This window comes from Burkholderia sp. AU33545, from assembly GCF_020419685.1.
In the GTDB taxonomy this organism is placed as follows: Bacteria; Pseudomonadota; Gammaproteobacteria; order Burkholderiales; family Burkholderiaceae; genus Burkholderia; species Burkholderia diffusa.
In genome coordinates this window covers 291,239-313,407 of record NZ_JAIZRQ010000006.1, presented here as the reverse complement: position 1 = coordinate 313,407, position 22,169 = coordinate 291,239, and the positions used below count along the sequence as shown (strand labels likewise).

22 protein-coding genes, 1 tRNA gene and 1 pseudogene are annotated in these 22,169 nt (G+C 66.6%); 9 read left to right on the top strand and 15 right to left on the bottom strand.

Annotated features, from left to right (window positions below; genetic code table 11):
- Positions 1–8 precede the first annotated feature (8 nt).
- The 5 genes from LGM71_RS21615 to LGM71_RS21595 all read right to left on the bottom strand — a co-directional run bounded on the left by LGM71_RS21615 (position 9) and on the right by LGM71_RS21595 (position 5,373).
- A complete protein-coding gene (locus tag LGM71_RS21615) occupies positions 9–1,325 on the bottom strand; it encodes a sulfate adenylyltransferase subunit 1 (protein WP_059603843.1) in 1,317 nt (438 codons plus the stop codon).
- A 22-nt stretch (positions 1,326–1,347) separates the two neighbouring features.
- Positions 1,348–2,310, bottom strand: coding sequence for a sulfate adenylyltransferase subunit CysD (gene cysD / locus LGM71_RS21610; RefSeq protein ID WP_059603846.1), 963 nt, complete (start codon positions 2,308–2,310; stop codon positions 1,348–1,350).
- Between the two features lie 75 nt (positions 2,311–2,385).
- Complete coding sequence (locus LGM71_RS21605) at positions 2,386–3,129, bottom strand: phosphoadenylyl-sulfate reductase (RefSeq protein ID WP_151048974.1); 744 nt, start codon at positions 3,127–3,129, stop codon at positions 2,386–2,388.
- Positions 3,126–3,668, bottom strand: coding sequence for a DUF934 domain-containing protein (locus LGM71_RS21600; RefSeq protein ID WP_226116341.1), 543 nt, complete (start codon positions 3,666–3,668; stop codon positions 3,126–3,128). Before LGM71_RS21600 ends, LGM71_RS21605 begins: the two co-directional genes overlap by 4 nt.
- A gap of 25 nt (positions 3,669–3,693) precedes the next feature.
- Complete coding sequence (locus LGM71_RS21595; RefSeq protein WP_124901030.1) at positions 3,694–5,373, bottom strand: nitrite/sulfite reductase; 1,680 nt, start codon at positions 5,371–5,373, stop codon at positions 3,694–3,696.
- 214 nt (positions 5,374–5,587) lie between these two features.
- Between LGM71_RS21595 and LGM71_RS21590 the strand changes: the two genes are divergently transcribed.
- From LGM71_RS21590 to LGM71_RS21575, 4 genes are all read left to right on the top strand, one after another.
- Positions 5,588–6,529 (top strand): CysB family HTH-type transcriptional regulator, encoded by a 942-nt coding sequence (locus LGM71_RS21590; RefSeq protein ID WP_009689198.1) that lies wholly within the window; start codon positions 5,588–5,590, stop codon positions 6,527–6,529.
- Between the two features lie 64 nt (positions 6,530–6,593).
- Positions 6,594–7,751, top strand: a complete 1,158-nt coding sequence (locus tag LGM71_RS21585) for an ABC transporter substrate-binding protein (RefSeq protein WP_226116339.1) — start codon at positions 6,594–6,596, stop codon at positions 7,749–7,751.
- A 92-nt stretch (positions 7,752–7,843) separates the two neighbouring features.
- Positions 7,844–7,928 (top strand) — tRNA-Leu (locus LGM71_RS21580).
- A gap of 165 nt (positions 7,929–8,093) precedes the next feature.
- Positions 8,094–8,264 carry a hypothetical protein gene (locus LGM71_RS21575; protein WP_179955272.1) on the top strand — a complete coding sequence of 57 codons (171 nt, stop codon included), beginning with the start codon at positions 8,094–8,096 and terminating at the stop codon, positions 8,262–8,264.
- 249 nt (positions 8,265–8,513) lie between these two features.
- Here the strand turns inward: LGM71_RS21575 and LGM71_RS21570 are convergent, their stop codons facing one another.
- The 3 genes from LGM71_RS21570 to LGM71_RS21560 form a co-directional block, all read right to left on the bottom strand.
- Positions 8,514–9,443, bottom strand: a complete 930-nt coding sequence (locus LGM71_RS21570) for a LysR family transcriptional regulator (protein ID WP_226116337.1) — start codon at positions 9,441–9,443, stop codon at positions 8,514–8,516.
- Positions 9,444–9,622: 179 nt separating this feature from the next.
- Positions 9,623–10,396: an SDR family oxidoreductase gene (locus tag LGM71_RS21565; RefSeq protein ID WP_226116335.1), complete on the bottom strand. Its 774-nt coding sequence runs from the start codon at positions 10,394–10,396 to the stop codon at positions 9,623–9,625.
- Between the two features lie 193 nt (positions 10,397–10,589).
- The gene (locus LGM71_RS21560) at positions 10,590–11,090 is read right to left on the bottom strand and encodes a DinB family protein (protein ID WP_226116325.1); all 501 of its coding nucleotides are present in this window, start codon (positions 11,088–11,090) and stop codon (positions 10,590–10,592) included.
- Between the two features lie 195 nt (positions 11,091–11,285).
- On the opposite strand from LGM71_RS21560, the gene LGM71_RS21555 reads away from it, so the two are divergent.
- The gene (locus tag LGM71_RS21555; protein ID WP_059682068.1) at positions 11,286–12,002 is read left to right on the top strand and encodes a pseudouridine synthase; all 717 of its coding nucleotides are present in this window, start codon (positions 11,286–11,288) and stop codon (positions 12,000–12,002) included.
- A 105-nt stretch (positions 12,003–12,107) separates the two neighbouring features.
- Entirely contained in the window at positions 12,108–12,296 is a 189-nt protein-coding gene (locus LGM71_RS21550; protein WP_059682071.1) for a hypothetical protein, read from the top strand.
- On the opposite strand, the gene LGM71_RS21545 is transcribed toward LGM71_RS21550, so the two are convergent.
- Positions 12,279–13,316 (bottom strand): NAD-dependent epimerase/dehydratase family protein, encoded by a 1,038-nt coding sequence (locus LGM71_RS21545; RefSeq protein ID WP_175816121.1) that lies wholly within the window; start codon positions 13,314–13,316, stop codon positions 12,279–12,281. The two genes, LGM71_RS21550 and LGM71_RS21545, sit on opposite strands and share 18 nt — an antisense overlap.
- A gap of 105 nt (positions 13,317–13,421) precedes the next feature.
- Here LGM71_RS21545 and LGM71_RS21540 point away from each other — a divergent pair, with 105 nt between their 5' ends.
- From LGM71_RS21540 to LGM71_RS21530, 3 genes are all read left to right on the top strand, one after another.
- Positions 13,422–14,453: a CDP-6-deoxy-delta-3,4-glucoseen reductase gene (locus LGM71_RS21540; RefSeq protein WP_059682074.1), complete on the top strand. Its 1,032-nt coding sequence runs from the start codon at positions 13,422–13,424 to the stop codon at positions 14,451–14,453.
- A gap of 294 nt (positions 14,454–14,747) precedes the next feature.
- The gene (locus LGM71_RS21535) at positions 14,748–15,932 is read left to right on the top strand and encodes an acetylornithine transaminase (RefSeq protein ID WP_226116323.1); all 1,185 of its coding nucleotides are present in this window, start codon (positions 14,748–14,750) and stop codon (positions 15,930–15,932) included.
- Positions 15,933–15,945: 13 nt separating this feature from the next.
- Positions 15,946–16,401, top strand: coding sequence for a GNAT family acetyltransferase (locus LGM71_RS21530; RefSeq protein WP_175816119.1), 456 nt, complete (start codon positions 15,946–15,948; stop codon positions 16,399–16,401).
- Between the two features lie 18 nt (positions 16,402–16,419).
- Here LGM71_RS21530 and LGM71_RS21525 read toward each other — a convergent pair whose 3' ends face one another.
- From LGM71_RS21525 to LGM71_RS21500, 6 genes and pseudogenes are all read right to left on the bottom strand, one after another.
- Positions 16,420–17,091, bottom strand: coding sequence for a DUF2278 family protein (locus LGM71_RS21525; RefSeq protein WP_226116322.1), 672 nt, complete (start codon positions 17,089–17,091; stop codon positions 16,420–16,422).
- A gap of 317 nt (positions 17,092–17,408) precedes the next feature.
- Entirely contained in the window at positions 17,409–18,125 is a 717-nt protein-coding gene (locus LGM71_RS21520; RefSeq protein WP_059603937.1) for an ABC transporter ATP-binding protein, read from the bottom strand.
- Complete coding sequence (locus LGM71_RS21515) at positions 18,125–18,901, bottom strand: ABC transporter ATP-binding protein (RefSeq protein WP_011352945.1); 777 nt, start codon at positions 18,899–18,901, stop codon at positions 18,125–18,127. The genes LGM71_RS21520 and LGM71_RS21515 overlap by 1 nt, the downstream gene beginning before the upstream one ends.
- Before the next feature lie 24 nt (positions 18,902–18,925).
- A complete protein-coding gene (locus LGM71_RS21510; RefSeq protein WP_124901020.1) occupies positions 18,926–20,095 on the bottom strand; it encodes an ABC transporter permease subunit in 1,170 nt (389 codons plus the stop codon).
- A gap of 19 nt (positions 20,096–20,114) precedes the next feature.
- A complete protein-coding gene (locus tag LGM71_RS21505; protein ID WP_059468282.1) occupies positions 20,115–21,065 on the bottom strand; it encodes a branched-chain amino acid ABC transporter permease in 951 nt (316 codons plus the stop codon).
- A gap of 210 nt (positions 21,066–21,275) precedes the next feature.
- Positions 21,276–22,114 (bottom strand): annotated as a pseudogene (locus tag LGM71_RS21500) (branched-chain amino acid ABC transporter).
- Positions 22,115–22,169: the final 55 nt, after the last annotated feature.

The following is a 22,169-nucleotide window of genomic DNA, read 5'->3' as shown; positions in this document are numbered from 1 at the left end:
AACGCCGGTTATGCCGAGAACGCCCGGATCATGCCGGCGGCGACCGTATGATGCGTCGCCTCGTCGATCAGCACGAACGCGCCCGTGCCCGGGTGCGCGTCGTACGTGTCGCAGACGATCGGCTTCTGCAGCGTCAGCGCCACGCGGCCGATGTCGTTCATCTTCAGTTCCTGGCGGTCGGTCGCGTGCGACAGCGTATGCACGTCGAGCACTTCCTTCACCGCGCCGATCTTCGCGAACACCGTGCTCGTGGTCTGCTTCAGCAGATACTTGCGGTGCGGCGACAGCGGCGTCTCGTCGAACCAGCACAGGTCCGCCTCGAGCTTCTTCGCCGGCGCGACCGTCTCGGCGGTCGTGACGAACATGTCGCCGCGCGACACGTCGACGTCCTGTTCAAGGCGAATCGTCACCGTCTGGCCCGCGAATGCGTGCGCAACCGACGCGGTGCCGCCCGGCACCGGCGCGACGATCTCCGCGATCGTCGCGGTGCGGTTCGACGGCAGCACGACGATTTCGTCGCCGACCTTCACCTCGCCCGATTCGATCCGGCCCATGTAGCCGCGGAAATCGTCGGCCGAGCTGCCGTCCTGGCGTGCGACCCACTGCACCGGGAAGCGCAGCGCGTCATGGGCCTGCGTCTCGACCGGCAGCGATTCGAGCACGTCGAGCAGCGGCTCGCCCGCATACCACGGCATGCGCTCGCTCGCGCCGACGATGTTGTCGCCCTTCAGCGCCGACACCGGCACGAAACGCACGTCTTTCAGGCCGAGCTGCTTCGCGAGCGCAACGTACGCATCGCGGATCTCGTTGAAGCGCGCTTCGCTGTAGTCGACGAGGTCCATCTTGTTGATCGCGACGATCACGTGCTGCAGCGCGAGCAGCTTCACGATCGCGCTGTGGCGCTTCGTTTGCGGCAGCAGTTCCGCAACGCCGTTCTCGACCGTCACGCGCGTCGCGTCGACCAGGATGATCGCCGCATGCGCGGTCGATGCACCCGTCACCATGTTGCGCGTGTACTGCTCGTGGCCCGGCGTGTCGGCGATGATGAACTTGCGCTTCGCGGTCGCGAAGTAGCGGTATGCGACGTCGATCGTGATGCCCTGCTCGCGCTCGGCTTCGAGCCCGTCCGTCAGCAGCGCGAGGTCGATCTCGTCACCGACCGTGCGCTTGTTCTTCGCGCGCGACAGCGCGGACAGCTGGTCGGACAGCACGGCCTTGCTGTCGTACAGCAGGCGGCCGATCAGCGTGCTCTTGCCGTCGTCGACGCTGCCCGCGGTGATGAAACGCAACACGCCGAGGTCTTCGGTGTTCTCGATGATGCTCATGATGTGAATGTCCTCGTGTGCTTCAGAAATAACCTTGCTTCTTGCGCTGTTCCATCGCGGCTTCGGATGCCTGGTCGTCCATCCGGGTCGCGCCGCGTTCGGTGATCTCGGTCACCGCCGTCTCGGCGATGATCTTCTCGACGTCGTCCGCATCGCTCTCGACCGGGCACGTGCAGCTGATGTCGCCGACCGTGCGGAAGCGCACCTGCGCGAGTTCGCTCGTCTCGCCGTCACGCATCGGCGTGAGCGGCGTGACCGGCACGAGCAGACCGTTGCGGCGCACGATCTCGCGCTGGTGCGCGTAGTAAATCGACGGCAGTTCGAGGTTCTCGCGCGCGATGTACTGCCACACGTCGAGCTCGGTCCAGTTCGAGATCGGGAACACGCGCAGGTGCTCGCCCTTGTGCAGGCGTGCGTTGAACAGACTCCACAGTTCCGGGCGCTGCGCCTTCGGATCCCACTGGCCGAATTCGTCGCGGAACGAGAAGATCCGCTCCTTCGCGCGCGCCTTCTCTTCGTCGCGGCGCGCACCGCCGATCAGCGCCGTGTAGCCGTGCTGTTCGATCGTCTCGAGCAGCGTGACGGCCTGCGCGGCGTTGCGCGAATCGGTTTCGCGGCGCAGCACGACCGTGCCGCGCCGGATCGAATCCTCGACGTGACCGACCACCAGCTCGGCGCCGAGCTCTTGCGCACGGCGGTCGCGGAAGTCGATCACTTCCTCGTAGTTGTGGCCCGTGTCGATGTGCACGAGCGGGAACGGCAGCGTCGTCTTGCGGTTCGCGCCGAGGCCGAACGCCTTCAGCGCGAGGTGCAGCACGACGACCGAGTCCTTGCCGCCCGAGAACAACAGCGCCGGCTTGCTGCATTCGGCAACGAGTTCGCGCAGGATGTGGATCGACTCGGCTTCGAGCCAGTCGAGGTGGCCCATGCGGTCGTCGGCACCGGTGGGCGGGGCAAAGGCGGATTGCTCGAGCGTCGTGCTCATGATTTCAGTCCTTCTCTTCTGGGTTCGTGCCGCCCGCTGTCGCAGGCGGCGCAATATTCGGTTTCTTGTCGGCTTTCAGTGCGCGGCGCCGGCTTCGGCATTCGCGGGAATCGGCGTGATCGTGATGTGCAGCCCGCATTCCTTCGTGTCGCGCGACTCCCACCACCAGCGGCCCGCCCGGCTGTCCTCGCCGGGGCGGATCGCGCGCGTACACGGCTCGCAGCCGATGCTCGGGTAACCGCGCGCATGCAGCGGGTTGACCGGCACGTCGAACGCCTTCAGGTACGCCCATACGTCGGCTTCCGTCCAGTCGGCGAGCGGGTTGTACTTCGCGATCCCGCGCGCTTCGTCCTGCTCTTCCTCGTGCAGCTCGGCACGCGTGACCGACTGCTCGCGGCGCTGGCCCGTGACCCACGCGCCGACGTCGGCCAGCGCGCGGTTCAGCGGCTCGACCTTGCGGATGTGGCAGCACGACTTGCGCAGCTCGACGCTTTCGTAAAACGCGTTCAGGCCGTGCTCGGCGACGTACTGGTCGACCGCGTCCTGGCGCGGGTGAAACTGCTCGATCTCGTAGCCGTAGCGCTCGCGCACGCGGTCGATCATGCCCACGGTTTCCGCGTGCAGGCGGCCGGTGTTCAGCGAGAAGATGCCGATCGACACGCCCTTCGACAGGATCGCGTGCGTGAGCAGCATGTCTTCCGCGGCGAGGCTGCTCGCGAACTTCACCTTCTCGTGGCGCGCGCCGATCTGCGCAAGCAGTGCGTCGAGGCGCTCGACCTTCGCGGCGAGTTCCGGCGTCAGTGCGGTCGCGGTGCTCATGCGCTCACCTTGGCGTCGGCCGCGGCGGCGCGGCGGCGGAACAGCGGTGCCGGCTCGTCGAACGCGCCCTGGTAACGCTGCGTGAATTCGCCGAACGCGTTCAGCGCGTCGCGGATGTCCTTGTCTGCACGCACCGCGAATGCGTCGAAGCCGCAACGCGACATGTACAGCAGCTGGTCGCGCAGCACGTCGCCGATCGCGCGCAGCTCGCCGGTCCAGCCGTGGCGCTCGCGCAGCAGGCGCGCGATGCTGTAGCCGCGGCCGTCCGCGAAGCGCGGGAAATCGACGGCGATCAGCGAGATCGCACCGAAGTCGGCCACGAGATCGGCCGGCTCGCTGTCCGGCGCGAGCCACACGCCGAGTTCGTCCTTCGTCTTCGCGGCGACGAGCGCCGCGCGCTCGGCCTGCCACAGGGCGAACGGCACCAGCACCTTGCCGGCCGGCAACGCGTCGACCGCGGGCAGCGCACCGTTTTCCGCCGCGCGCACGACCTGCCATGCGTCGTCGATCACTGCGCGGTTCTTGATAATCGAAGCCATCTGCAAATTCCTTCTAGCCGGTTGGTTACGCGTTCACTGCCTGGCGCGCTGCATACACGCGCTCCTTGAACGGTGCGATGCCGATGCGGTCGTACGTGTCGATGAAGCGCTCGCCGTCGATGCGTGCCTCGACGAACGTGTCGATCAGCTTCGCGATCACGTCCGGCACTTCCTCCGCGGAGAACGACGGCCCGATCACGCGGCCGAGGCGCGCGCCGTTGCGGCCCGTGCCCTGCTCGCCGCCAAGCGACACCTGGTACCACTCGGCACCGTCCTTGTCGACGCCGAGGATGCCGATGTTGCCGACGTGGTGGTGACCGCACGAGTTCATGCAACCGGAAATGTTCAGCGACAGGTCGCCGAGGTCGTACACGTAGTCCAGATCGTCGAAACGTTGCTGGATCGCCAGCGCGATCGGGATCGACTTCGCGTTCGCGAGCGAGCAGAAATCGCCGCCCGGGCACGCGATGATGTCGGTCAGCAGGCCGACGTTCGGCGTCGCGAAACCGGCCGCCTTCGCCTTTTCCCACAGCGCGAACAGGTCGCGCTTCTTCACGTTGGCGAGGATCAGGTTCTGCTCGTGAGACACGCGCAGTTCGCCGAACGAGTACGCGTCGGCCCAGTCGGCCACCAGGTCCATCTGCGCGTCGGTCGCGTCGCCCGGGGCCACGCGGTGATCCTTCAGCGACAACGTGACGGCGGCATAGCCCGGCACCTTGTGCGGCGCGACGTTGCGCTCGACCCAGCGCGCGAACGCCTTGTTCTCGAGCAGGTGCTGTTCGAACGACGCGTCGGTGTCGGCGAGCTTCTCGTAGACGGGAGGCTTGAAGTATTGCGACACGCGGTCGAGTTCGGCTTGCGTGAGCGTCGACGGGCCGTCCTTCAGGTGCTGCCACTCTTCCTCGACCTGCTGCGCGAACTTCGCGGGCGACAGCGCCTTCACGAGGATCTTGATACGCGCCTTGTACAGGTTGTCACGGCGACCGTAGCGGTTGTACACGCGCAGCACGGCTTCGCAGTAGGTCAGCAGGTGCTGCCACGGCAGGTCTTCCTTGATCACCGCGCCGACGATCGGCGTGCGGCCGAGACCGCCGCCCGCGAGGATGCTCGCGACCACTTCGCCCTGTGCGTTCTTCTTCAGGTACACGCCGAGGTCGTGGATCTGCACGGCCGCGCGATCGTCCTTCGAACCGGACACCGCGATCTTGAACTTGCGCGGCAGCCATGCGAATTCGGGATGGAACGTCGACCACTGGCGCAGGATTTCCGACCACGGACGCGGATCGATCTCCTCGTCCTGAGCGACGCCGGCGAACTGGTCGGCCGTGATGTTACGGATGCAGTTGCCCGACGTCTGGATCGCATGCATCTGCACCGACGCGAGCTTCGCCAGGATCTCGGGCGTTTCCTCGAGCTGGACCCAGTTGAACTGGATGTTCGAGCGGGTCGAGAAGTGGCCGTAGCCGCGATCGTGTTCGCGGGCGATGCGCGCCAGCATGCGGAGTTGCTCGCTGCGCAGGTTGCCGTACGGAATCGCGATGCGGTGCATGTACGCGTGGCGCTGCATGTACAGGCCGTTCTGCAGGCGCAGCGGACGGAACTCGTCTTCGCTCAACTCGCCCGACAGGCGGCGGCGCACCTGATCGCGGTACTGCGCGACTCGCTCGTCGACGATCGTCTGGTCGTACTGGTCGTACTGATACATTCGGGGACCCCAGGGTTTTCGTGGTGACCGCGCGACGTCCTAGCCACGTCGCGCCCGAATCTCCGTTCCGCCGTCACCGCCACCATCCGCTGCCGGGTGGATTGCTAATGACGAAAACAGATATCCATATTTGAAAAACTCCGGTGAATCGTAATAAACTCGCCTTATATTTCAAACGACTAAAAAATTCTGTTGATATGCGGAAGGGTTATAAATGAACCTGCACCAATTTCGCTTCGTGCGCGAGGCCGTCCGGCAGAATTTCAACCTCACCGAGGCCGCGAAGGCGCTCTACACGTCGCAACCAGGGGTATCGAAGGCGATCATCGAGCTCGAGGACGAGCTGGGCGTGGAGATCTTCACGCGGCACGGCAAGCGCGTGCGCTCGCTCACCGAGCCGGGCAGGATCATCCTCGCGTCGGTCGAGCGGATTCTTCAGGAGGTTGAGAGCCTCAAAAGGGTCGGGAAGGATTATGCGGCGCAGGATCAGGGCAACCTGACCATCGCGGCGACCCACACGCAGGCCCGCTACTCGCTGCCCGCCGCGATCGCCGAATTCAAGAAACGCTTCCCGAAGGTGCACCTGTCGATCCTGCAAGGCAGCCCGACGCAGGTGGCCGAGATGGTGATCCACGACCAGGCCGATCTCGCGATCGCGACCGAGGCGATCGCCGACTACAAGGAACTCGTGTCGCTGCCCTGCTTCCAGTGGCACCACGCGGCCGTCGTGCCGGCCGACCATCCGCTGCTGGAGCGCAAGCCGGTCACGCTGGACGATCTGGCGCAGTATCCGCTGATTACGTACGACGACGCGTTCGCGGGCCGCAAGAAGATCAATCACGCGTTCGCGCTGCGCGGACTGTCGCCGGACATCGTGCTCGAGGCGATCGACGCCGACGTGATCAAGACCTACGTCGAACTCGGCCTCGGCGTCGGGATCATGGCCGACATCGCGTTCAATCCCGAGCGCGACCGCAACCTGCGGCTGATCCCGGTCGGCCACCTGTTCGGCAGCAACGTGACGCGCGTCGCGCTCAAGCAGGGCGCCTACCTGCGCAGCTATGTGTATACGCTCGTCGAGCTGCTGTCGCCGACGCTGAACCGCAAGCTGATCGAACAGGCGCTCAAGGGCGAATCCGAATCGTACGAACTCTGAGCGGCGTGTATAACCACGGGGGCGCATATCGCGCCCCTTTTTGCTGTCCGACGGAGAATCCCGCATGACGCTTCCCGCCCTGTTGCGCCGCGCCGCCGGCGCCGCCCTCGTGCTCGCCTGCGCGGCCGCGCATGCCGACCTGAAGGTCGGCGTCGACCTGTCGTCGACCGGCCCGGCCGCCGCGATCGGCATCACCAGCAAGAACGCAATCCTGATGTGGCCCAAGACGATCGCCGGGCAGCCGCTGCAGGTGACGGTGCTCGACGACGCGTCCGATCCGGGCGCCGCTGTGCGCAACATCCGCAAGCTGGTCGACGAGGATCACGTCGACGTCGTGGTCGGGCCGAACATCACGCCGGCCGCGCTCGCGGCGCTCGACGCGGTGGCGGCCGCGCAGACGCCGATGATTACGCTGGTCGGCTCCGGCGCGATCGTCGAGCCGCAGGAAGGCGCGCGGACCTGGGCATTCAAGATGGCGCAGAGCGATAGCGCGATGGCCGACGTGATGACGCGCTACATGTCCAACCACGGCGTCAAGACGGTCGGCTTCATTGGCTTCGCGGACAGCTACGGCGACAGCTGGCTGAACGAATTCACACGCTTCGCCGAAGTCCGCAAGATCCGCGTGATCGCGACGGAGCGCTTCAACCGCACCGACGCAAGCGTCACCGGCCAGGCGCTGAAGCTGATCGCGGCGAAGCCGGACGCGATCCTGATCGCGGGCTCGGGCACGCCGGCCGTGCTGCCGCAGCGCACGCTGATCGAGCGCGGCTACAAGGGCGCGATCTACCAGACGCACGGGATCGCGACGCCGGAATTCATCAAGCTCGGCGGCAAGGACGTCGACGGGACGCTGTTTCCGACCCAGCCGGTCGTCGTCGCGCGCACGCTGCCGGCAGACCATCCGGCCCGCAGGGCCGCGCTCGCGTTCGTCGATGCATATGAAGCGAAATACGGTGCCGGCACCGTCACGCAGTTCGCTGGCGACGCGGCGGGCGTGTACCCGCGCCTCGTCGACGCAGTCGGCCGCGCGCTCAAGACCGCGCAGCCCGGCACGCCGGCCTTCCGCGCGGCGCTGCGGCGCGAGCTCGAACGCGCGCACGAGCTCGTCGTGCCGAACGGCGTCGTCAACACCAGCAACAAGGATCATGTGGGGCTCGACCAACGCGCGAGCGTGATGGGGATCGTGAAGCACGGCCAGTTCGTCTACCTGAGCCAGTAACACGGCGGCCGCCGGAAAACTTGCCCGGTGCCCCGTTTTCCGCCATAATTTGCGTTTCGCCGCGCACAATCGCATGCGCGGCCAGGATCAAAGCCCAGGTGGTGAAATTGGTAGACGCAGGGGACTCAAAATCCCCCGCCGCAAGGCGTGCCGGTTCGATTCCGGCCCTGGGCACCAGTATTTCGCAGCGTCATGCGCTGCACCTGTCGAAACCCGCGCAAGCTCACCGCTTCGCGGGTTTTTTGTTTTTTCCCGCGCGTTTTTCCCGCGCGCATCGCACACTGCAACGCGCGCCCTCCCTCGGCAGTCCAAGTATCAGGACACGCAAGCACGGAGGCCCCCATGTCCACGCGCGTCCTCTTTTCGAGCCGGATTGCCCGAGGCATGCTCGTCGCGCTGCTGTCGATCATGCTGGGCGGATGCGACCTGCTCCGCCAGCCACCCGTGCCCGAATGGCCCGGGCCGCATGCGCCCTACCCGTTCCCGGACAACATTCCCCACCGCACCGAGTGACCGGCTCGACCGATCTCGCCCCCACGCGTGCACCGCGCGTTCAGCCCTGCTCGCAGAACCGCGGGTCGCAAAGCGAGTCGGCGCGAAGCCGCGCAACGCCGGGCGAGCACGCGGTAGCCGCGCGCGGCCAGCGTTTCGACCACGGCTTCCCAGCCGACCGGGCTGAAGGCGCGCGCCGGCCGCAATACCGCAATACCTGTCGAATGCCGCCGTCGATCGCAGTCGGCGCGGGCGGGCGCGGCGCCCTTTTCAGTCGCCGGTCGCGGTCGCGCCCTTGTCGTTCAACGCATCCGCCATCAACTCCGCGAACCATTCGATGAACGCGTTGAGCCGTCTCGACCGGTGCCGGCGATGCGGATAGACGGCCGACACGTCCATCGGCGCGGCCCGATGGCCGGGCATCACCTCGACCAATGCCCCGCTGTCGAGCAGATGCACGACGTCGAAGCGCGGAATCTGGATCAGCCCCATCCCGGCAATGCAGCTCGCGATATAGGTTTCGGCGTTGTTGACGGTCACGCGGCTCGGCAGCGCCAGTGTGTGGTGGCCGCCGTCCGCGCAGTATTCCCACCGGAGCTCGCGGCCGGTCGTCGGTGACGCATAGCCGATCGCCCAGTGCCCGTGCGCGAGCGCATCGGGGTGCTCGGGCACGCCGCATTCGCGCAGGTAGTCGGGGCTCGCGCAGTTGATCAGCGCGAACTGCCCGAGCGGCCGCACGACGAGGCTGCTGTCCGCGAGCCGCCCGACCCGGATTGCGCAATCGACGCCCTCCTGCACGAGATCGATCGAGCGGTCCGTCGAGCCGAGCGACAGCTGCAGCTTCGGGTAGCGGCGAAACAGCGACGGCAGCGCGGGCGCGATCACTCGGCGCGCGATCCGGCTCGGCACATCGACGTTCAGCCGCCCGATCACGTCGCGATCGCGGCGCCGGAACAGCCGGTCGAGCTCGTCGGCTTCCGCGAGCAGGCGCCGGCCGCGCTCCAGCAGCAGCGCGCCGTCGGCCGTCAGCTGCACCTGCCGCGTCGTACGGTGCAACAAGCGCGTGCCGAGCGCGGTCTCGAGCTGCTGGACAGCGGCCGACACCGTCGCGCGCGGCACGTCGAGCGCATGCGCGGCCTTGATGAAGCTGCCCATCTCGGCAACCTGAAGGAAGATTCTGACCTGATCCAGCTTGTCCATCGGCGGGCGGAAAACGTGGGTTCGGACGACCGTCACCGGCAAGCGCCGCGCGTCGCGGCCGATCCCGGCGGCACAGAAAAAACGGGCGCGCGGCCTTGTGCCCACGCGCCCGCCCATTGTCCATGCAAACGGTCCATTGCGGATCGCCGCGTGCACGCGACGACCGCCGGCACGGCCCGTTACTTGGTCGTATAGCCGCCGTTGATCAGGATCGTCTGGCCGGTGATCCACCAGCCGTCGGTCACGAGATGGCGGATGAACGGCACGACGTCCTCGATATCGGTGAGGCCCGTCTTGCTGAACGGCGACAGCGCAGCCGCCGTCTTGTGATACGCGACCGCGTCGGCGCCTTCGGCCGGGTAGAAGAACGGCGTGTCCATCGGGCCCGGCCCGACCGCCGTCACCGAGATGCCGCGCGCGCCGTATTCTTTTGACGCCGCGCGCGTGAAGTGCTCGACGGGTGCCTTCGATCCTTCGTAGGCGGCGTAGAACGGCGTGAAAGCGCCGAGCAGCGACGTCACGAGCGTGACGAGCTTGCCGTGATCCTCGAGATGCCGCCCCGCTTCCTTGATGAAGAAGAATGCGGACTTGCTGTTGACCGCGAACATCTCGTCGTATTCGGCCTCGGAGATTTCGGTGATCGGCTTCTTCAACACCTTGCCGACGGTATTGATCGCGATGTCGATCTTGCCGAAGCGCTGCTTCGCGTCGCCGAACAGCTTCTCCACCGCGGCGGCCGTCGTCAGGTCGGCCTGGAACGTCGCGGCTTGCGCGCCGGCCGCGCGCACGGCGGCGGCCGTCTCTTCGGCCTGCGCCTGCGACGCCGCGCTGTTGTAGTGAATCGCCACCGCCTTCGCATCGTGGCCGGCCAGATCCCGGGCGATCAAGCCGCCGAGATTCTTGGCGCCGCCTGCGATCAGGACGACCTTGTCTGCGAGCGTGTGAGTAGCCACGGTTGACTCCTTTTTGCGTTGAATGAAGCTAGGAGTGTAGGCACGCGCGACGCGCCGGTCAGCCGGGCATGGCTGGATGGATTATCCAGAGAAACGATCCAATCAGGCATCCGGAATGGTGGGCTGCCCCACCGACAGGGGCGGCGAAATCTGCTGGACGCGACACGTCGCACGGCCACCGCCCACGCGCGAGTCAGCGTGCGTAAAGCGCCGCGTCGATCTTGCCGAGCAGCCACTGCATCCCGGCCAGATGCTGCTGGTCGTGGCTGCACAGATAATGAACCAGGCCGCGCACGGTCAGCGCGCCATAGCCTTCGAACTCGCCGGTGCGAGCAAGCTGCTCGGGTGTCAGGCGCGACACGAGGTCGAGCGTCTCGCGCCGCGCGTCGCGAATCGCCGCGAGCACGTCGGATGCGTACGCGGTGTCATAGCGGCGCTCGATCGCGAGCGCCTCGCCGTCAACCGACACGAGCAGCGGATGATCCTCATCGAGCATCCGCCTCAACCGCACGTGGTAGCCGTCGATCTCGATGTCGCGCACGTGGCAGAGTTGCCCAAGCGGCGAGAAGTGCTCGCTCGGGATGCCGTTCCAGTCGTCGGGGGTCCAGCGTGCATAGCCGTCCGGCACGGCGGCGAAATGGGCTTCGAGCTGGCGGGGAAAATCGGCGAGTGCATCGAGCGTCGTCGGATTCATGCGGCAAACTCCGTGTCGGATGAGAACGGTGGCAGCCCTCGCACGGACCGGCCGCCGCCCTGGCGCTACTTCACGCTGACACCGTCTTTCCGTGAAGAAGGAACGTGCGCCGCGTCGCGCGCGGCGCTCCGCAGCTTACCAGCGCGGGCGGGTTCGTGCCGACGCCGGCGCGCCGCTTGATAGAATGCGCGCGCTATGGATCTCGAAAGCATTCTCTACACGCAGGGCTTCGGCTCGCGCCGCCAGTGCCGCGGACTGATCGAAACGGGCCGCGTCACCGTCGCGGGCGCGAGCGCGACCGACCCCGACGCGTCGTTCGACACCGACGGCCTCGTGTTCACGGTCGACGACACCGCCTGGCCGTTCCACGCCCGCGCGTATCTCGCGCTCAACAAGCCGGCCGGCTACGAGTGCTCGCGCGAGCCGCAACACCATGCGAGCGTGTTCAGCCTGCTGCCCGCGCCGCTCGTCGCACGCGGCGTGCAGTGCGTCGGCCGCCTCGACCAGGACACGACGGGCCTGCTCCTGCTGTCCGACGACGGCCAGTTCGTGCACGCGTACACGTCGCCGAAGCGCAAGGTGCCGAAGACCTACGTCGCGACCGTGCGCCACCCGCTCGACGACGCCCAGCTCGACGCGCTGCGCGCCGGCGTGCAGCTCCACGGCGAGCCGAAGCCGATCGCGGCGGTCGCCGCCGACGCGCGCGACACGCACGCGCTCGCGCTGACCGTCCTCGAAGGCAAATATCATCAAGTGAAACGCATGGTCGCCGCGGCCAGCAACCGCGTCGAGGCGCTGCACCGCGAAAGCATCGGCGGCTTCACGCTGCCGGACGACCTGGCGCCCGGCGCATGGCGCTGGCTCGGGGAAGACGACCTTTCAGCACTGCGCCATTCCGTCAAAACCCTGTAAGGGAAAATCCGCACGACCGTTCGGTGTCCGGCCGCATCGCGGCCGCACGATCCCCCGCTATACTGAAATCACAAGCTGTACGAGCAGCGATGCAGGGGAGACATCATGAACATCAACCATTCTTTCGAACTGTCGTACGTGACGATCGCGTTCGCGATCGTGGGTGCCATCGTGATCGGCGGGCTGCTGGCCACGATGCACATGAAGCACAAGTATCATCCGAACCTGATCGGCGCGCTGATCGGCGCGTTGCTGTGCTTCCTGCTGATCGAGGCGTTACCGGCGCTGACCTGACGCGCCGCGCGGCGCGACCGTTTGAAGGAATTCGTCTACGGTCGGATAGCGCAACGTCACGCACAATTCGGCTTTGAGCCGCGCATTGGACAGGCGCCGCGACTCGCGCATGAACGACAGGAGCGTCGGCTCGAGCCGATGCTCGGCGTCCGCGCGACTGATCCGCGGCGGCAGCGGCAGGCCGAACGCCTGCGCGACCCGGTCGAAATACTCTCCCATCCGCAGTTCGCTGTCGTCCGACGCATGCACGGCGCGCGCCGGCTTGCCGCGCACGGCCGCGCGCCGCAGGATTGCCGCGAGATCGTCCGCGTGGATATGGTTCGTGTAGACGTCGTCGGCCGCGTCGAGCGCCGGTGTGCCGCGCTCGAGCCGCGCGAGAGGCAGCCGGTTCGCCGCGTAGATGCCGGGAATGCGCACGATGCGCGCGGACAGCACGCCGCGCACCGTGGCCGCCCGCAGCTGACGCTCGGCCGACACGCGCCGGAACGCGCGCGGATTCGCGGGGCGCAGCGGCTGCGTTTCGTCGATTCGCGCCCCGCCGCAATCGCCGTATACGCCCGTCGTGCTGGCGTAGACGAGCGTCGGCGCGCGAAGGGCGTCGGGTACAATACGCGCTGCCCGCACCGGCACGCCGGCCTGTCGGGTCGCGGCACGCAGCGTGCGGAGCCGGCCGACCGACGACACCGGCGGTGCGGATGGCCGCCGTGCAGGCACGGACAATGCGGCGATCAGCGCGCGGGTGCGGCGATCGTCGCGGCCGTCGGATTGCGGCGGCGCGAGATGCAGGATCGTGCGGGCGAGCCCCGCGAGACGTCCGAGCGTCGCCCGGCGATCGAGGTCGCCGACGATCGGCGTCGCGCCTGCCGCGCGCAATTCGTCGCAGCGGCCCGGATGGCTCGTCAGCGCGACAATGCGCAGGTTGCGGCGCGCGGCGCGCCATTGCGCGACGCAGCGCAGGCCGACGTCGCCGCAGCCGACGATCAGTACGCGCGGCCGGCGCAGGATTCGAGTCGCGATCATGTTGGTTGCGAAATCAGTAGCCACCGTTGCGCGGCGCGCAACGGGTTTGCATTGTAGCTGCCGTGCCGACATGCACGGTCCCCACATTTTGTTCTATTTGGTTCTATGGCATTCAACGTTACTCTCAAGCAAAGCGGCCGGCAGTTCCAGGTCGAGTCGGACGAAACCGTGCTGGCGGCGGCGCTGCGCCAGAACGTCCATCTGCCGTACGGATGCAAGAACGGCGCGTGCGGCTCCTGCAAGGGCCAGATCGTGTCGGGCCAGATCGAACAGGGCCCGCACGCCGCGTCGGCACTGTCCAACGACGAACGTACGCGCGGCCTCGCGCTGCTCTGCTGTTCGAAGGCGCAATGCGACCTCGAGATCGACGTGCGCGAAATCGCCGGCGTCGACGGCGTGCAGGTGAAGAAGCTGCCGTGCCGGATCGCGGCGCTCGAGCGCCGCGCCGACGACGTGATGATCGTGAAGCTGCAGTTGCCCGCCAACGAGCGCCTGCAATACCTCGCGGGCCAGTACGTCGAGTTCATCCTGAAGGACGGCTCGCGCCGCAGCTACTCGATGGCGAATGCGCCGCACGAGGAAGGCCCGATCGAGCTGCACATCCGCCACATGCCGGGCGGCAAGTTCACCGACCACGTGTTCGGCGCGATGAAGGAGCGCGACATCCTGCGCTTCGAAGGCCCGCTCGGCACGTTCTTCCTGCGCGAGGATTCCGACAAGCCGATCGTGCTGCTCGCGTCCGGCACCGGCTTCGCGCCGATCAAGGCGATCATCGAGCACGTCAGGCATTCGGGCATCACGCGCCCGATGACGCTCTATTGGGGCGCACGCCGCAAGAAGGACATCTACCTCGGCGAGCTCGCCGAGCAATGGGCGCGCGAGATCCCGAACTTCAAGTACGTGCCGGTGCTGTCCGAGCCGGACGACGCCGACCAGTGGACCGGCCGCACCGGCTTCGTCCACCGCGCGGTGATCGAGGACCTGCCCGATCTGTCGGGCCACCAGGTGTACGCATGCGGCGCGCCGGTGATGGTCGAATCCGCGCAGCGCGACTTCACCCAGCACCACGCGCTGCCGGCCGACGAGTTTTACGCGGACTCGTTCACGAGCGCCGCCGATCTCGCGCATCCGGTCTGAGCACCGGGCGCGCCCGCGTCCCCTCCTGCGCGCCGCCGTGACACATTCGTGGCATCGCGGCGGTTTACAGTGGGGCGCGGGATGCCTTATGCTTGCGCACATGAACCGCTTCCTGTCCGCTCTCCGACGTCGCCGCTCGCCGCTCCGCCCGGATGCCGCCGGCTCGTCACGGACTCGCGCGTAACCCTCCTCCGCTTCACCGGTTACGCACAAGCTGTTCGACCTACCAGCCACGGCCTCCCGTGGCTTTTTTGTTGCCCGTTTCCCTTTCAACGTCCGCTGGAGTCTGCTGTCATGCCCCTGAACGATTACCCGATCGACTCGCTGATGTACATCACGAACCGCCCCGACATCGTGTTTACGCACGGCAAGGGTTCGTGGCTCTACGATCACACGGGCAAGCGCTATCTGGACTTCATTCAGGGCTGGGCCGTCAACAGCCTCGGCCACTGCAACGACGGCATCGTCGAAGCGCTGAAGACGCAGGCGGAGAAGCTGCTGAACCCGTCGCCCGCGTTCTACAACGAGCCGATGGCGAAGCTCGCGGGGCTGCTGACGCAGCACAGCGTGTTCGACAAGGTGTTCTTCACGAACAGCGGCGCGGAAGCCAACGAAGGCGCGATCAAGCTCGCGCGCAAGTGGGGCCGCAAGTTCAAGAACGGCGCGTACGAGATCATCACGTTCGACCACAGCTTCCACGGCCGCACGCTCGCGACGATGTCGGCCAGCGGCAAGCCGGGCTGGGACACGATCTACGCACCGCAGGTGCCGGGATTCCCGAAGGCCGAGCTGAACGACATCAACTCGGTCGAGAAGCTGATCACCGACAAGACCGTCGCGGTGATGCTCGAGCCGATCCAGGGCGAAGGCGGCGTGATTCCGGCGACGCGTGAATTCATGCAGGCGCTGCGCGCGCTGACGAAGCAGCACGACCTGCTGCTGATCGTCGACGAAGTGCAGAGCGGCTGCGGCCGCGCGGGCACGCTGTTCGCGTACGAGCTGTCGGGCATCGAGCCGGACATCATGACGCTCGCGAAGGGCATCGGCGGCGGCGCACCGCTCGGCGCGCTGCTGTCGAAGGCCGACGTCGCGGTGTTCGAGGCCGGCGACCAGGGCGGCACCTACAACGGCAACCCGCTGATGACGGCGGTCGGCTATTCGGTGATCTCGCAGCTCGTCGCGCCCGGTTTCCTCGAAGGCGTGCGTGAGCGCAGCGAATACCTGAAGCGCCAGCTGCTCGAGCTGTCGGAGGAGCGCGGTTTCGAGGGCGAACGCGGCGAAGGCCTGCTGCGCGCGCTGCTGCTCGGCAAGGACATCGGCCCGCAGATCGTCGAGAAGGCGCGCGACATGCAGCCCGATGGCCTGCTGCTGAACGCGGCGCGCCCGAACCTGCTGCGCTTCATGCCCGCGCTGAACGTCACGACCGAGGAAATCGACCAGATGATGGCGATGCTGCGGTCGATCCTCGACACGCTCTGAGGAGACCGCCGCGATGGATGCCGCCGCCGAGGCTGTTGCTATCCGCCCGTTCGAACGCGCCGACACCGATGCCGTGCTCGCGGTTTGGCGCGACGCGTTCCCGCACTACGACGAAGCCGACGCGCCGCCGCACCGCGATCCGCTGCGATCGATCGAGCTGAAGCTCGCGACGCAGCCGGAACTGTTCTTCGTCGCGACCAGCGGCGCGCGGGTCGTCGGCACGCTGATGGCGGGTTTCGACGGTCATCGCGGCTGGCTTTACTCGTTCGGCGTGTCGAACGATGCTCGGCGACTCGGCATCGGCCGCGCGCTGATCGCGCATGCGGAACGCGCGCTCGCCGCGCGCGGCTGCCTCAAGATCAATCTGCAGGTGCTGCCCGGCAACGACGATGCGTGCCGCTTCTATGCGGCGCTCGGCTATCGCGTCGAGGAACGCATCTCGTTCGGCAAGACGCTGCCGGCCGCCTGACGCCGCCGGCAGCCCCCATCAGCGCGTGATCGGCCCCGCGTCCGGCAGCGGATTGCCGAGCGCGTCGGTCGGCACGGCCTGCTGCTCGAACGCCGCGAAATACGCGGCCCATTGCGTCCCGCTCACGCGCACGATCAGCGCGCCGTCCTGCCACACGTCGTTGTGATCGTTGTGGTCGTCGCCCGCGCGGTGCAGGTAGTTCGAGCCCGTCGAACCCTGGTTCATGTGCGTATCGTGGATGCCGTTGCCTTCCGAATACGTGCGGCCGAACACGACGACGGCGAGCCCCTGCGACTGCGCGGCGTTGACGAGCCGCAGCAGAGACGGGATCGGCTCCGCGTTTTCGGTGCCGTCCATCACGGCGCTGGCGCGCCATGCCCCGGTCTCGTTCAGGATGTCGCTGCGCAGATAGTCGAGCGCCGGCAGCGCGGTTTGCCCGGTGAGATCGTTGTAGCCTTCGGCCGCGGCCGCGAGCGTCGCCGTGACCGGATGATGGAAATCGTAGACGAGCTTGTAGTTCAGCAGGTCGTCCGAGTCGTTGGTGCCGACGTTGATCGCGACGTCCCAGTCGCCGGTCGGCAATGCGAGCGTCAGGTGGATGTGATACTGGATCTCGCCGCCGTGCGGCGAGCCCTTCAGCTGCGCCACCGACGTCACCTTCGCCTTCACGAAACCGTAGTCCAGACTCATGCGTGCTCTCCGTGTCCCGATGGATCGACCATGCTACGCAGCCCGCGTGTCGGTTTGCGGACGGCCGGTTGCGGACGGCCGGTTGCGGACGGCCGGTCGCGGACGGCCGGTCGCGGACGGCCGGTCGCGGACGGCCTGCTACCGAGTCGCGCACCGCATGGTCGGCGTCACCGCCGAATGAATGGAGTCGCCTCCGCACGCACAGTTCGTCGCCGGGCGCGCCGCACGAAAAAAAAGCTGTCACGGCATCCCGTGACAGCCTTTCGAAGCCCTTGTGCGGCACGCCGGCATCCGCCGCCGCGCCACACCGGGCCCGCTCATTCACCCAGATACGCGGCCCGCACCTTCGGATCGTCGAGCATCTGCTTCGCATCGCCTTCCATCGTGACCACACCCGAGTCCATCACATAACCGCGGTCGGCCGCCTGCAGCGCGAGGCGTGCGTTCTGCTCGACCAGCAGCACCGTGATGCCCTCCTTCGAGATCTCGCGAACCACTTCGAAGATCTTCTCGACCATGATCGGCGACAGCCCCATCGACGGCTCGTCGAGCAGCAGCAGCTTCGGCTTGCTCAGGATCGCGCGCGACATCGCCAGCATCTGCTGCTCGCCGCCCGACAGCGTGCCCGCGAGCTGCGTCGCACGCTCCTTGAGACGCGGGAAGAAGCCGAACATCCGGTCGACGTCCTTCTTGATCTGCTCCTTGTCGTTGCGCAGGTACGCGCCCATCTGCATGTTCTCGATGATCGACATCCGCGCGAAGATCCCGCGGCCTTCCGGCACCATCGCGAGCCCGCGTTTGAGCAGTTCGTGCGACGGCACGCCCTTGATCGACTTGCCGTCGTACTCGATGTCACCCGCCGAATACGGCTTGAGACCCGTGATCGCCTTCATCGTCGTGGTCTTGCCGGCACCGTTCGCGCCAATCAGCGTCACGAGTTCGCCCTGGCGGACTTCCATGTCAACGCCCTTGACGGCCTGGATGCCGCCGTAGTTGACCTGCAAGCCCTTGATTTTCAACATTGCCGCTGCCATCAGTGCACCCCTGCGCCGAGATATGCCTCAATCACCTTCGGATTCTTCTGCACGTCCTGCGGCAGACCCTCGGCGATCACCTTGCCGTAATCGAGCACCGTCATCCGGTTGCACAGCCCCATCACGAGCTTCACGTCGTGCTCGATCAGGAGAATCGTGCGGCCGTCCGAGCGGATCTTGTCGAGCAGGCGCGTGAGTTCGACCTTCTCGGTCGCGTTCATCCCGGCCGCCGGCTCGTCGAGCGCGAGCAGCTTCGGGTCGGTCGCCAGCGCGCGGGCGATTTCCAGCCGGCGCTGGTGGCCGTACGACAGGTTGCGCGACGTGTAGTCCGCGTACTGCAGCACGCCCACGTATTCGAGCAGCTCGATCGCGCGCTCCTTGATCTCACGCTCTTCCTGGCGTTCCGCCGGCGTCTGGAACACCGCGCCGAGCAGCCCGTGCTTGGTCCGCACGTGGCGGCCCACCATCACGTTCTCGAGCGCGGTCATCCCGCCGAACAGTCGAATGTTCTGGAACGTACGCGCGATGCCCGTCTTCGCGACCTGGTGCACCGCGGTCGGCTTGTATTCCGTGCCGTCGAGCTTGAACTCGCCGGAGTCCGGCGTGTAAAGGCCCGTGATCACGTTGAAGAACGTCGTCTTGCCGGCGCCGTTAGGGCCGATCAGGCCGTAGATCTCGCCTTCCTTGATCTCGAGGCCGACGTCGGACAGTGCCTGCAAGCCGCCGAAGCGCTTGTTCACGCCTTTGACGGACAGTCGGATTTGCTTGTCGCTCATGTGTGATATCCCCTTGTCCGTTGGTTAAGCGCGCACCGGCTTCTTGCTGTTGCGCTTCGCCAGTTTCGCGATCTTGTCCTCATGCTTCGGCGCCGGCCACAGGCCTTCCGAGCGGTACAGCATGATGATGACCATCGCGAGGCCGTACAGCGCCTGACGGATCACTTCGGTATCGACGATGTCGTGACCGAAGATCGCATGCTGCAGCGGGCTCATCGTCGAGCGCAGGAATTCCGGGAAGATCGCGAGCAGCACCGCGCCCAGGATCACGCCCGGGATGTGGCCCATGCCGCCGAGCACCACGCAGGCGAGCACGACGATCGATTCCCAGAACGTGAACGACTCGGGCGACACGAAGCCCTGGAACGCGCCGAACATCGAGCCCGACAGGCCGCCGAACGACGCGCCCATCGCGAACGCGAGCAGCTTCACGTTACGGGTGTTGATGCCCATCGCCTTCGCCGCGATTTCGTCCTCGCGGATCGCGGCCCATGCGCGGCCGATACGCGAGTGCTGCAGGCGCGTACACACCCAGATCACCAGCAGCGAGCACAGCACGAACAGGTAGTAGTACATGTACACCGACGGCAGCTGGAAGCCGAACAGCGAGTGCGTCTGCGACAGGTTGAAGCCGGCGACGTGCACCGGATCGATGCCCGTGATCCCCTTCGGGCCGTTGGTGATGTTCACCGGACGGTCGAGGTTGTTCATGAAGATTCGGACGATTTCACCGAAGCCGAGCGTGACGATCGCCAGGTAGTCGCCGCGCAGGCGCAGCGTCGGCGCGCCGAGCAGGATCCCGAAGGTCGCCGCCAGCGCCATCGCGATCGGCACGATGATCAGGAACGGGATGTGCAGGCCGTTCGGCGCGAGCGCCGCGATCCACTCGAACTGCGAGGTCAGGTGCGGCGAGCTCAGCAGTGCCGCCGTATACGCGCCCACCGCGTAGAACGCGATGTAGCCGAGGTCGAGCAGGCCGGCGAAGCCGACCACCACGTTCAGCCCCAGCGCGAGCATCACGTACAGCATCGCGAAGTCGAGCACGCGGACCCAGTAATTGCCGCCTGCCGAGCCGATGATGATCGGCGCCGCGATCACGAAGGCCGCGGTCAGGATGCCGATGATGACGGTCTTGGCCGTGTTGCGTTCTTCGACGAGCGACGTCGAGGATTCGATCGGTTGAATGGATGTCATGTTGTTTGCTCCCCTTCCGTTACGCGCGGTCCGCGACACGTTCGCCCAGCAGGCCCGACGGACGGAACACCAGCACGATGATCAGCACGATGAATGCGAACACGTCCTGGTAGTTACTGCCGAATACGCCGCCCGTGAGGTTGCCGATGTAGCCCGCGCCGAGCTGCTCGATCAGGCCGAGCACCACGCCGCCGACCATCGCGCCGCCGAGGTTGCCGATCCCGCCGAGCACCGCCGCCGTGAACGCCTTCATGCCGGGGATGAAGCCCATGTAGAAGTGCACGTTGCCGTATTCGGACGCGATCATCACGCCGGCCAGCGCGGCGAGCGCGGAGCCGATCATGAACGTCGCCGAGATCACGAAGTTCGGGTTCACGCCCATCAGGCTCGCGGTGTTCGGGCTTTCGGCGATCGCACGCATCGCGCGGCCGAGCTTGGTCTTGTGCACGAGCAGCAGGAGACCTGCCATCACGATGAACGCCACCGCGATGATCACGATTTCAGTCACCGAGATCACGGCGCCGGGCGTCGTGTCGGTCGCCTTGATCACGTTGATCGGATCGGTCGGCAGCAATTGCGGGAACGGCAGCGGGTTGCGCGACCAGATGATCATCGCGGCCGTCTGCAGCAGGATCGACACGCCGATCGCGGTGATCAGCGGGGCGAGACGCGGCGCGCGGCGCAGCGGCCGGTACGCGACACGCTCGATCGTGTAGCCCACGCATGCGCAGACGACCGCGGCGATGCCAAGGCCGATCGTCAGCGTCGCGACGTTGCCGAGTCCGGGGAAGTGGTTCTGCAGCACGGTGATCGCCGACAGGGCGACCATCGCGCCGATCATCAGCACGTCGCCGTGCGCGAAGTTGATGATGCCGAGAATGCCGTACACCATCGTGTAGCCCAACGCGATGATGGCGTAGACACTGCCGAGCACCAGCCCGTTGAGGATCTGCTGGATGAAAATATCCATTTAAAGCTCCTTGGCCCATGCTGCCGGAGGACGTTGCGCCCCGCGGGTAAGCGAGGAATCGCGCCTTCTCGGCGACACTGCGGGTACTAGTCGATACCGGTAAGGGTGGATCGTTCCGGCGCGCGCCGCCCGGCCTGTACGGCCGGACCTGCCGCCGGAGCGGATACAGAACGGCACCGCACTGTTTCGGTGCCATCATGAGTCCCGTCGCTAAATCGTCACGACATCGAGGACGGTGTACTTGGCCTCCTTGAAGTCGTAAGGCACGTGCCGCAACGGCCGGTGTCCGGTTTCCCGAACGCCATGCCTTTTTCCGTCCGGGCCGGGACGAACCCTGCATCCGGACAGATCAGGTTGCGCGCCGCGTCGCCCGCGGGCTCGACCACCTTGGCGACGCACATGCCGTTGTCACCAAGGGTTTGCGCTCCGATGCCGGACGCCGTCGCCTGCGCTGCAGGCGGGCCGTCCGCCGCCGCCCCCGCGGCGCCCGAACCGGCATCGCGAAGGTGGCGCCCGACTCTCGTCAGGACTGCGTCGGAATCCGTGAAACGAAGCAGACCGCCCGCCGCGACGCGATGGGTCGCGGCGACACGCTGTTTCGTCGAATCGAAATGAAAGGGGACCCGTGACATCTGCACGTCGCCTGCGTTGCCCCGAAACCCGGGCGTCCGTCGTTCGACGCGCCCTGCCGTTGCCGCATCGCGGTCCGCGGCTCGTTGTCGGACAATCTGCAGGCCCGTCGCCCGGTCGATGGCGGCGGCGCCGGCGCGTGCTGCCCGCCGTACCGAATGCATGCCGATCTTCGAGCCCTGCGCGTTGATTTCCTCGATCGCCAAACGTGCCCCGTAGTCCTTGTCACTGTCCGATTGCGCAATGCGGCACACCAACGGCACCGCACGACCGGTTCCGGCAGCGCGCACGTCGCTGGCTGCCAGTGCTGCGCGTGCCGCAGCGTCCCTGCCCGCCTCGTCGTCGCTCTTTTTGCTGCAGCCGGCAATCATTGCAACCGGTGCGGCGACGGACATGGCGTAAGCCAACTTCACATGCATCGAGTAGGTCTCCCGCGCCTTGCCAAAACCCGATTTCAAAGCCATTCCGGCCTGA

Excerpts from the sequence above, each read along its gene's own strand:
- LGM71_RS21545 (WP_175816121.1), bottom strand. The coding sequence starts at position 13,316 with ATGATCGCGACTCGAATCCTGCGCCGGCCGCGCGTACTGATCGTCGGC.
- LGM71_RS21520 (WP_059603937.1), bottom strand. The coding sequence starts at position 18,125 with ATGGCAGCGGCAATGTTGAAAATCAAGGGCTTGCAGGTCAACTACGGC.
- LGM71_RS21590 (WP_009689198.1), top strand. The coding sequence starts at position 5,588 with ATGAACCTGCACCAATTTCGCTTCGTGCGCGAGGCCGTCCGGCAGAAT.
- cysD (WP_059603846.1), bottom strand. The coding sequence starts at position 2,310 with ATGAGCACGACGCTCGAGCAATCCGCCTTTGCCCCGCCCACCGGTGCC.
- LGM71_RS21575 (WP_179955272.1), top strand. The coding sequence starts at position 8,094 with ATGTCCACGCGCGTCCTCTTTTCGAGCCGGATTGCCCGAGGCATGCTC.
- LGM71_RS21515 (WP_011352945.1), bottom strand. The coding sequence starts at position 18,901 with ATGAGCGACAAGCAAATCCGACTGTCCGTCAAAGGCGTGAACAAGCGC.
- LGM71_RS21535 (WP_226116323.1), top strand. The coding sequence starts at position 14,748 with ATGCCCCTGAACGATTACCCGATCGACTCGCTGATGTACATCACGAAC.
- LGM71_RS21615 (WP_059603843.1), bottom strand. The coding sequence starts at position 1,325 with ATGAGCATCATCGAGAACACCGAAGACCTCGGCGTGTTGCGTTTCATC.
- LGM71_RS21530 (WP_175816119.1), top strand. The coding sequence starts at position 15,946 with ATGGATGCCGCCGCCGAGGCTGTTGCTATCCGCCCGTTCGAACGCGCC.
- LGM71_RS21570 (WP_226116337.1), bottom strand. The coding sequence starts at position 9,443 with ATGGACAAGCTGGATCAGGTCAGAATCTTCCTTCAGGTTGCCGAGATG.
- LGM71_RS21525 (WP_226116322.1), bottom strand. The coding sequence starts at position 17,091 with ATGAGTCTGGACTACGGTTTCGTGAAGGCGAAGGTGACGTCGGTGGCG.
- LGM71_RS21555 (WP_059682068.1), top strand. The coding sequence starts at position 11,286 with ATGGATCTCGAAAGCATTCTCTACACGCAGGGCTTCGGCTCGCGCCGC.
- LGM71_RS21510 (WP_124901020.1), bottom strand. The coding sequence starts at position 20,095 with ATGACATCCATTCAACCGATCGAATCCTCGACGTCGCTCGTCGAAGAA.
- LGM71_RS21560 (WP_226116325.1), bottom strand. The coding sequence starts at position 11,090 with ATGAATCCGACGACGCTCGATGCACTCGCCGATTTTCCCCGCCAGCTC.
- LGM71_RS21585 (WP_226116339.1), top strand. The coding sequence starts at position 6,594 with ATGACGCTTCCCGCCCTGTTGCGCCGCGCCGCCGGCGCCGCCCTCGTG.
- LGM71_RS21540 (WP_059682074.1), top strand. The coding sequence starts at position 13,422 with ATGGCATTCAACGTTACTCTCAAGCAAAGCGGCCGGCAGTTCCAGGTC.
- LGM71_RS21600 (WP_226116341.1), bottom strand. The coding sequence starts at position 3,668 with ATGGCTTCGATTATCAAGAACCGCGCAGTGATCGACGACGCATGGCAG.
- LGM71_RS21595 (WP_124901030.1), bottom strand. The coding sequence starts at position 5,373 with ATGTATCAGTACGACCAGTACGACCAGACGATCGTCGACGAGCGAGTC.
- LGM71_RS21550 (WP_059682071.1), top strand. The coding sequence starts at position 12,108 with ATGAACATCAACCATTCTTTCGAACTGTCGTACGTGACGATCGCGTTC.
- LGM71_RS21505 (WP_059468282.1), bottom strand. The coding sequence starts at position 21,065 with ATGGATATTTTCATCCAGCAGATCCTCAACGGGCTGGTGCTCGGCAGT.
- LGM71_RS21605 (WP_151048974.1), bottom strand. The coding sequence starts at position 3,129 with ATGAGCACCGCGACCGCACTGACGCCGGAACTCGCCGCGAAGGTCGAG.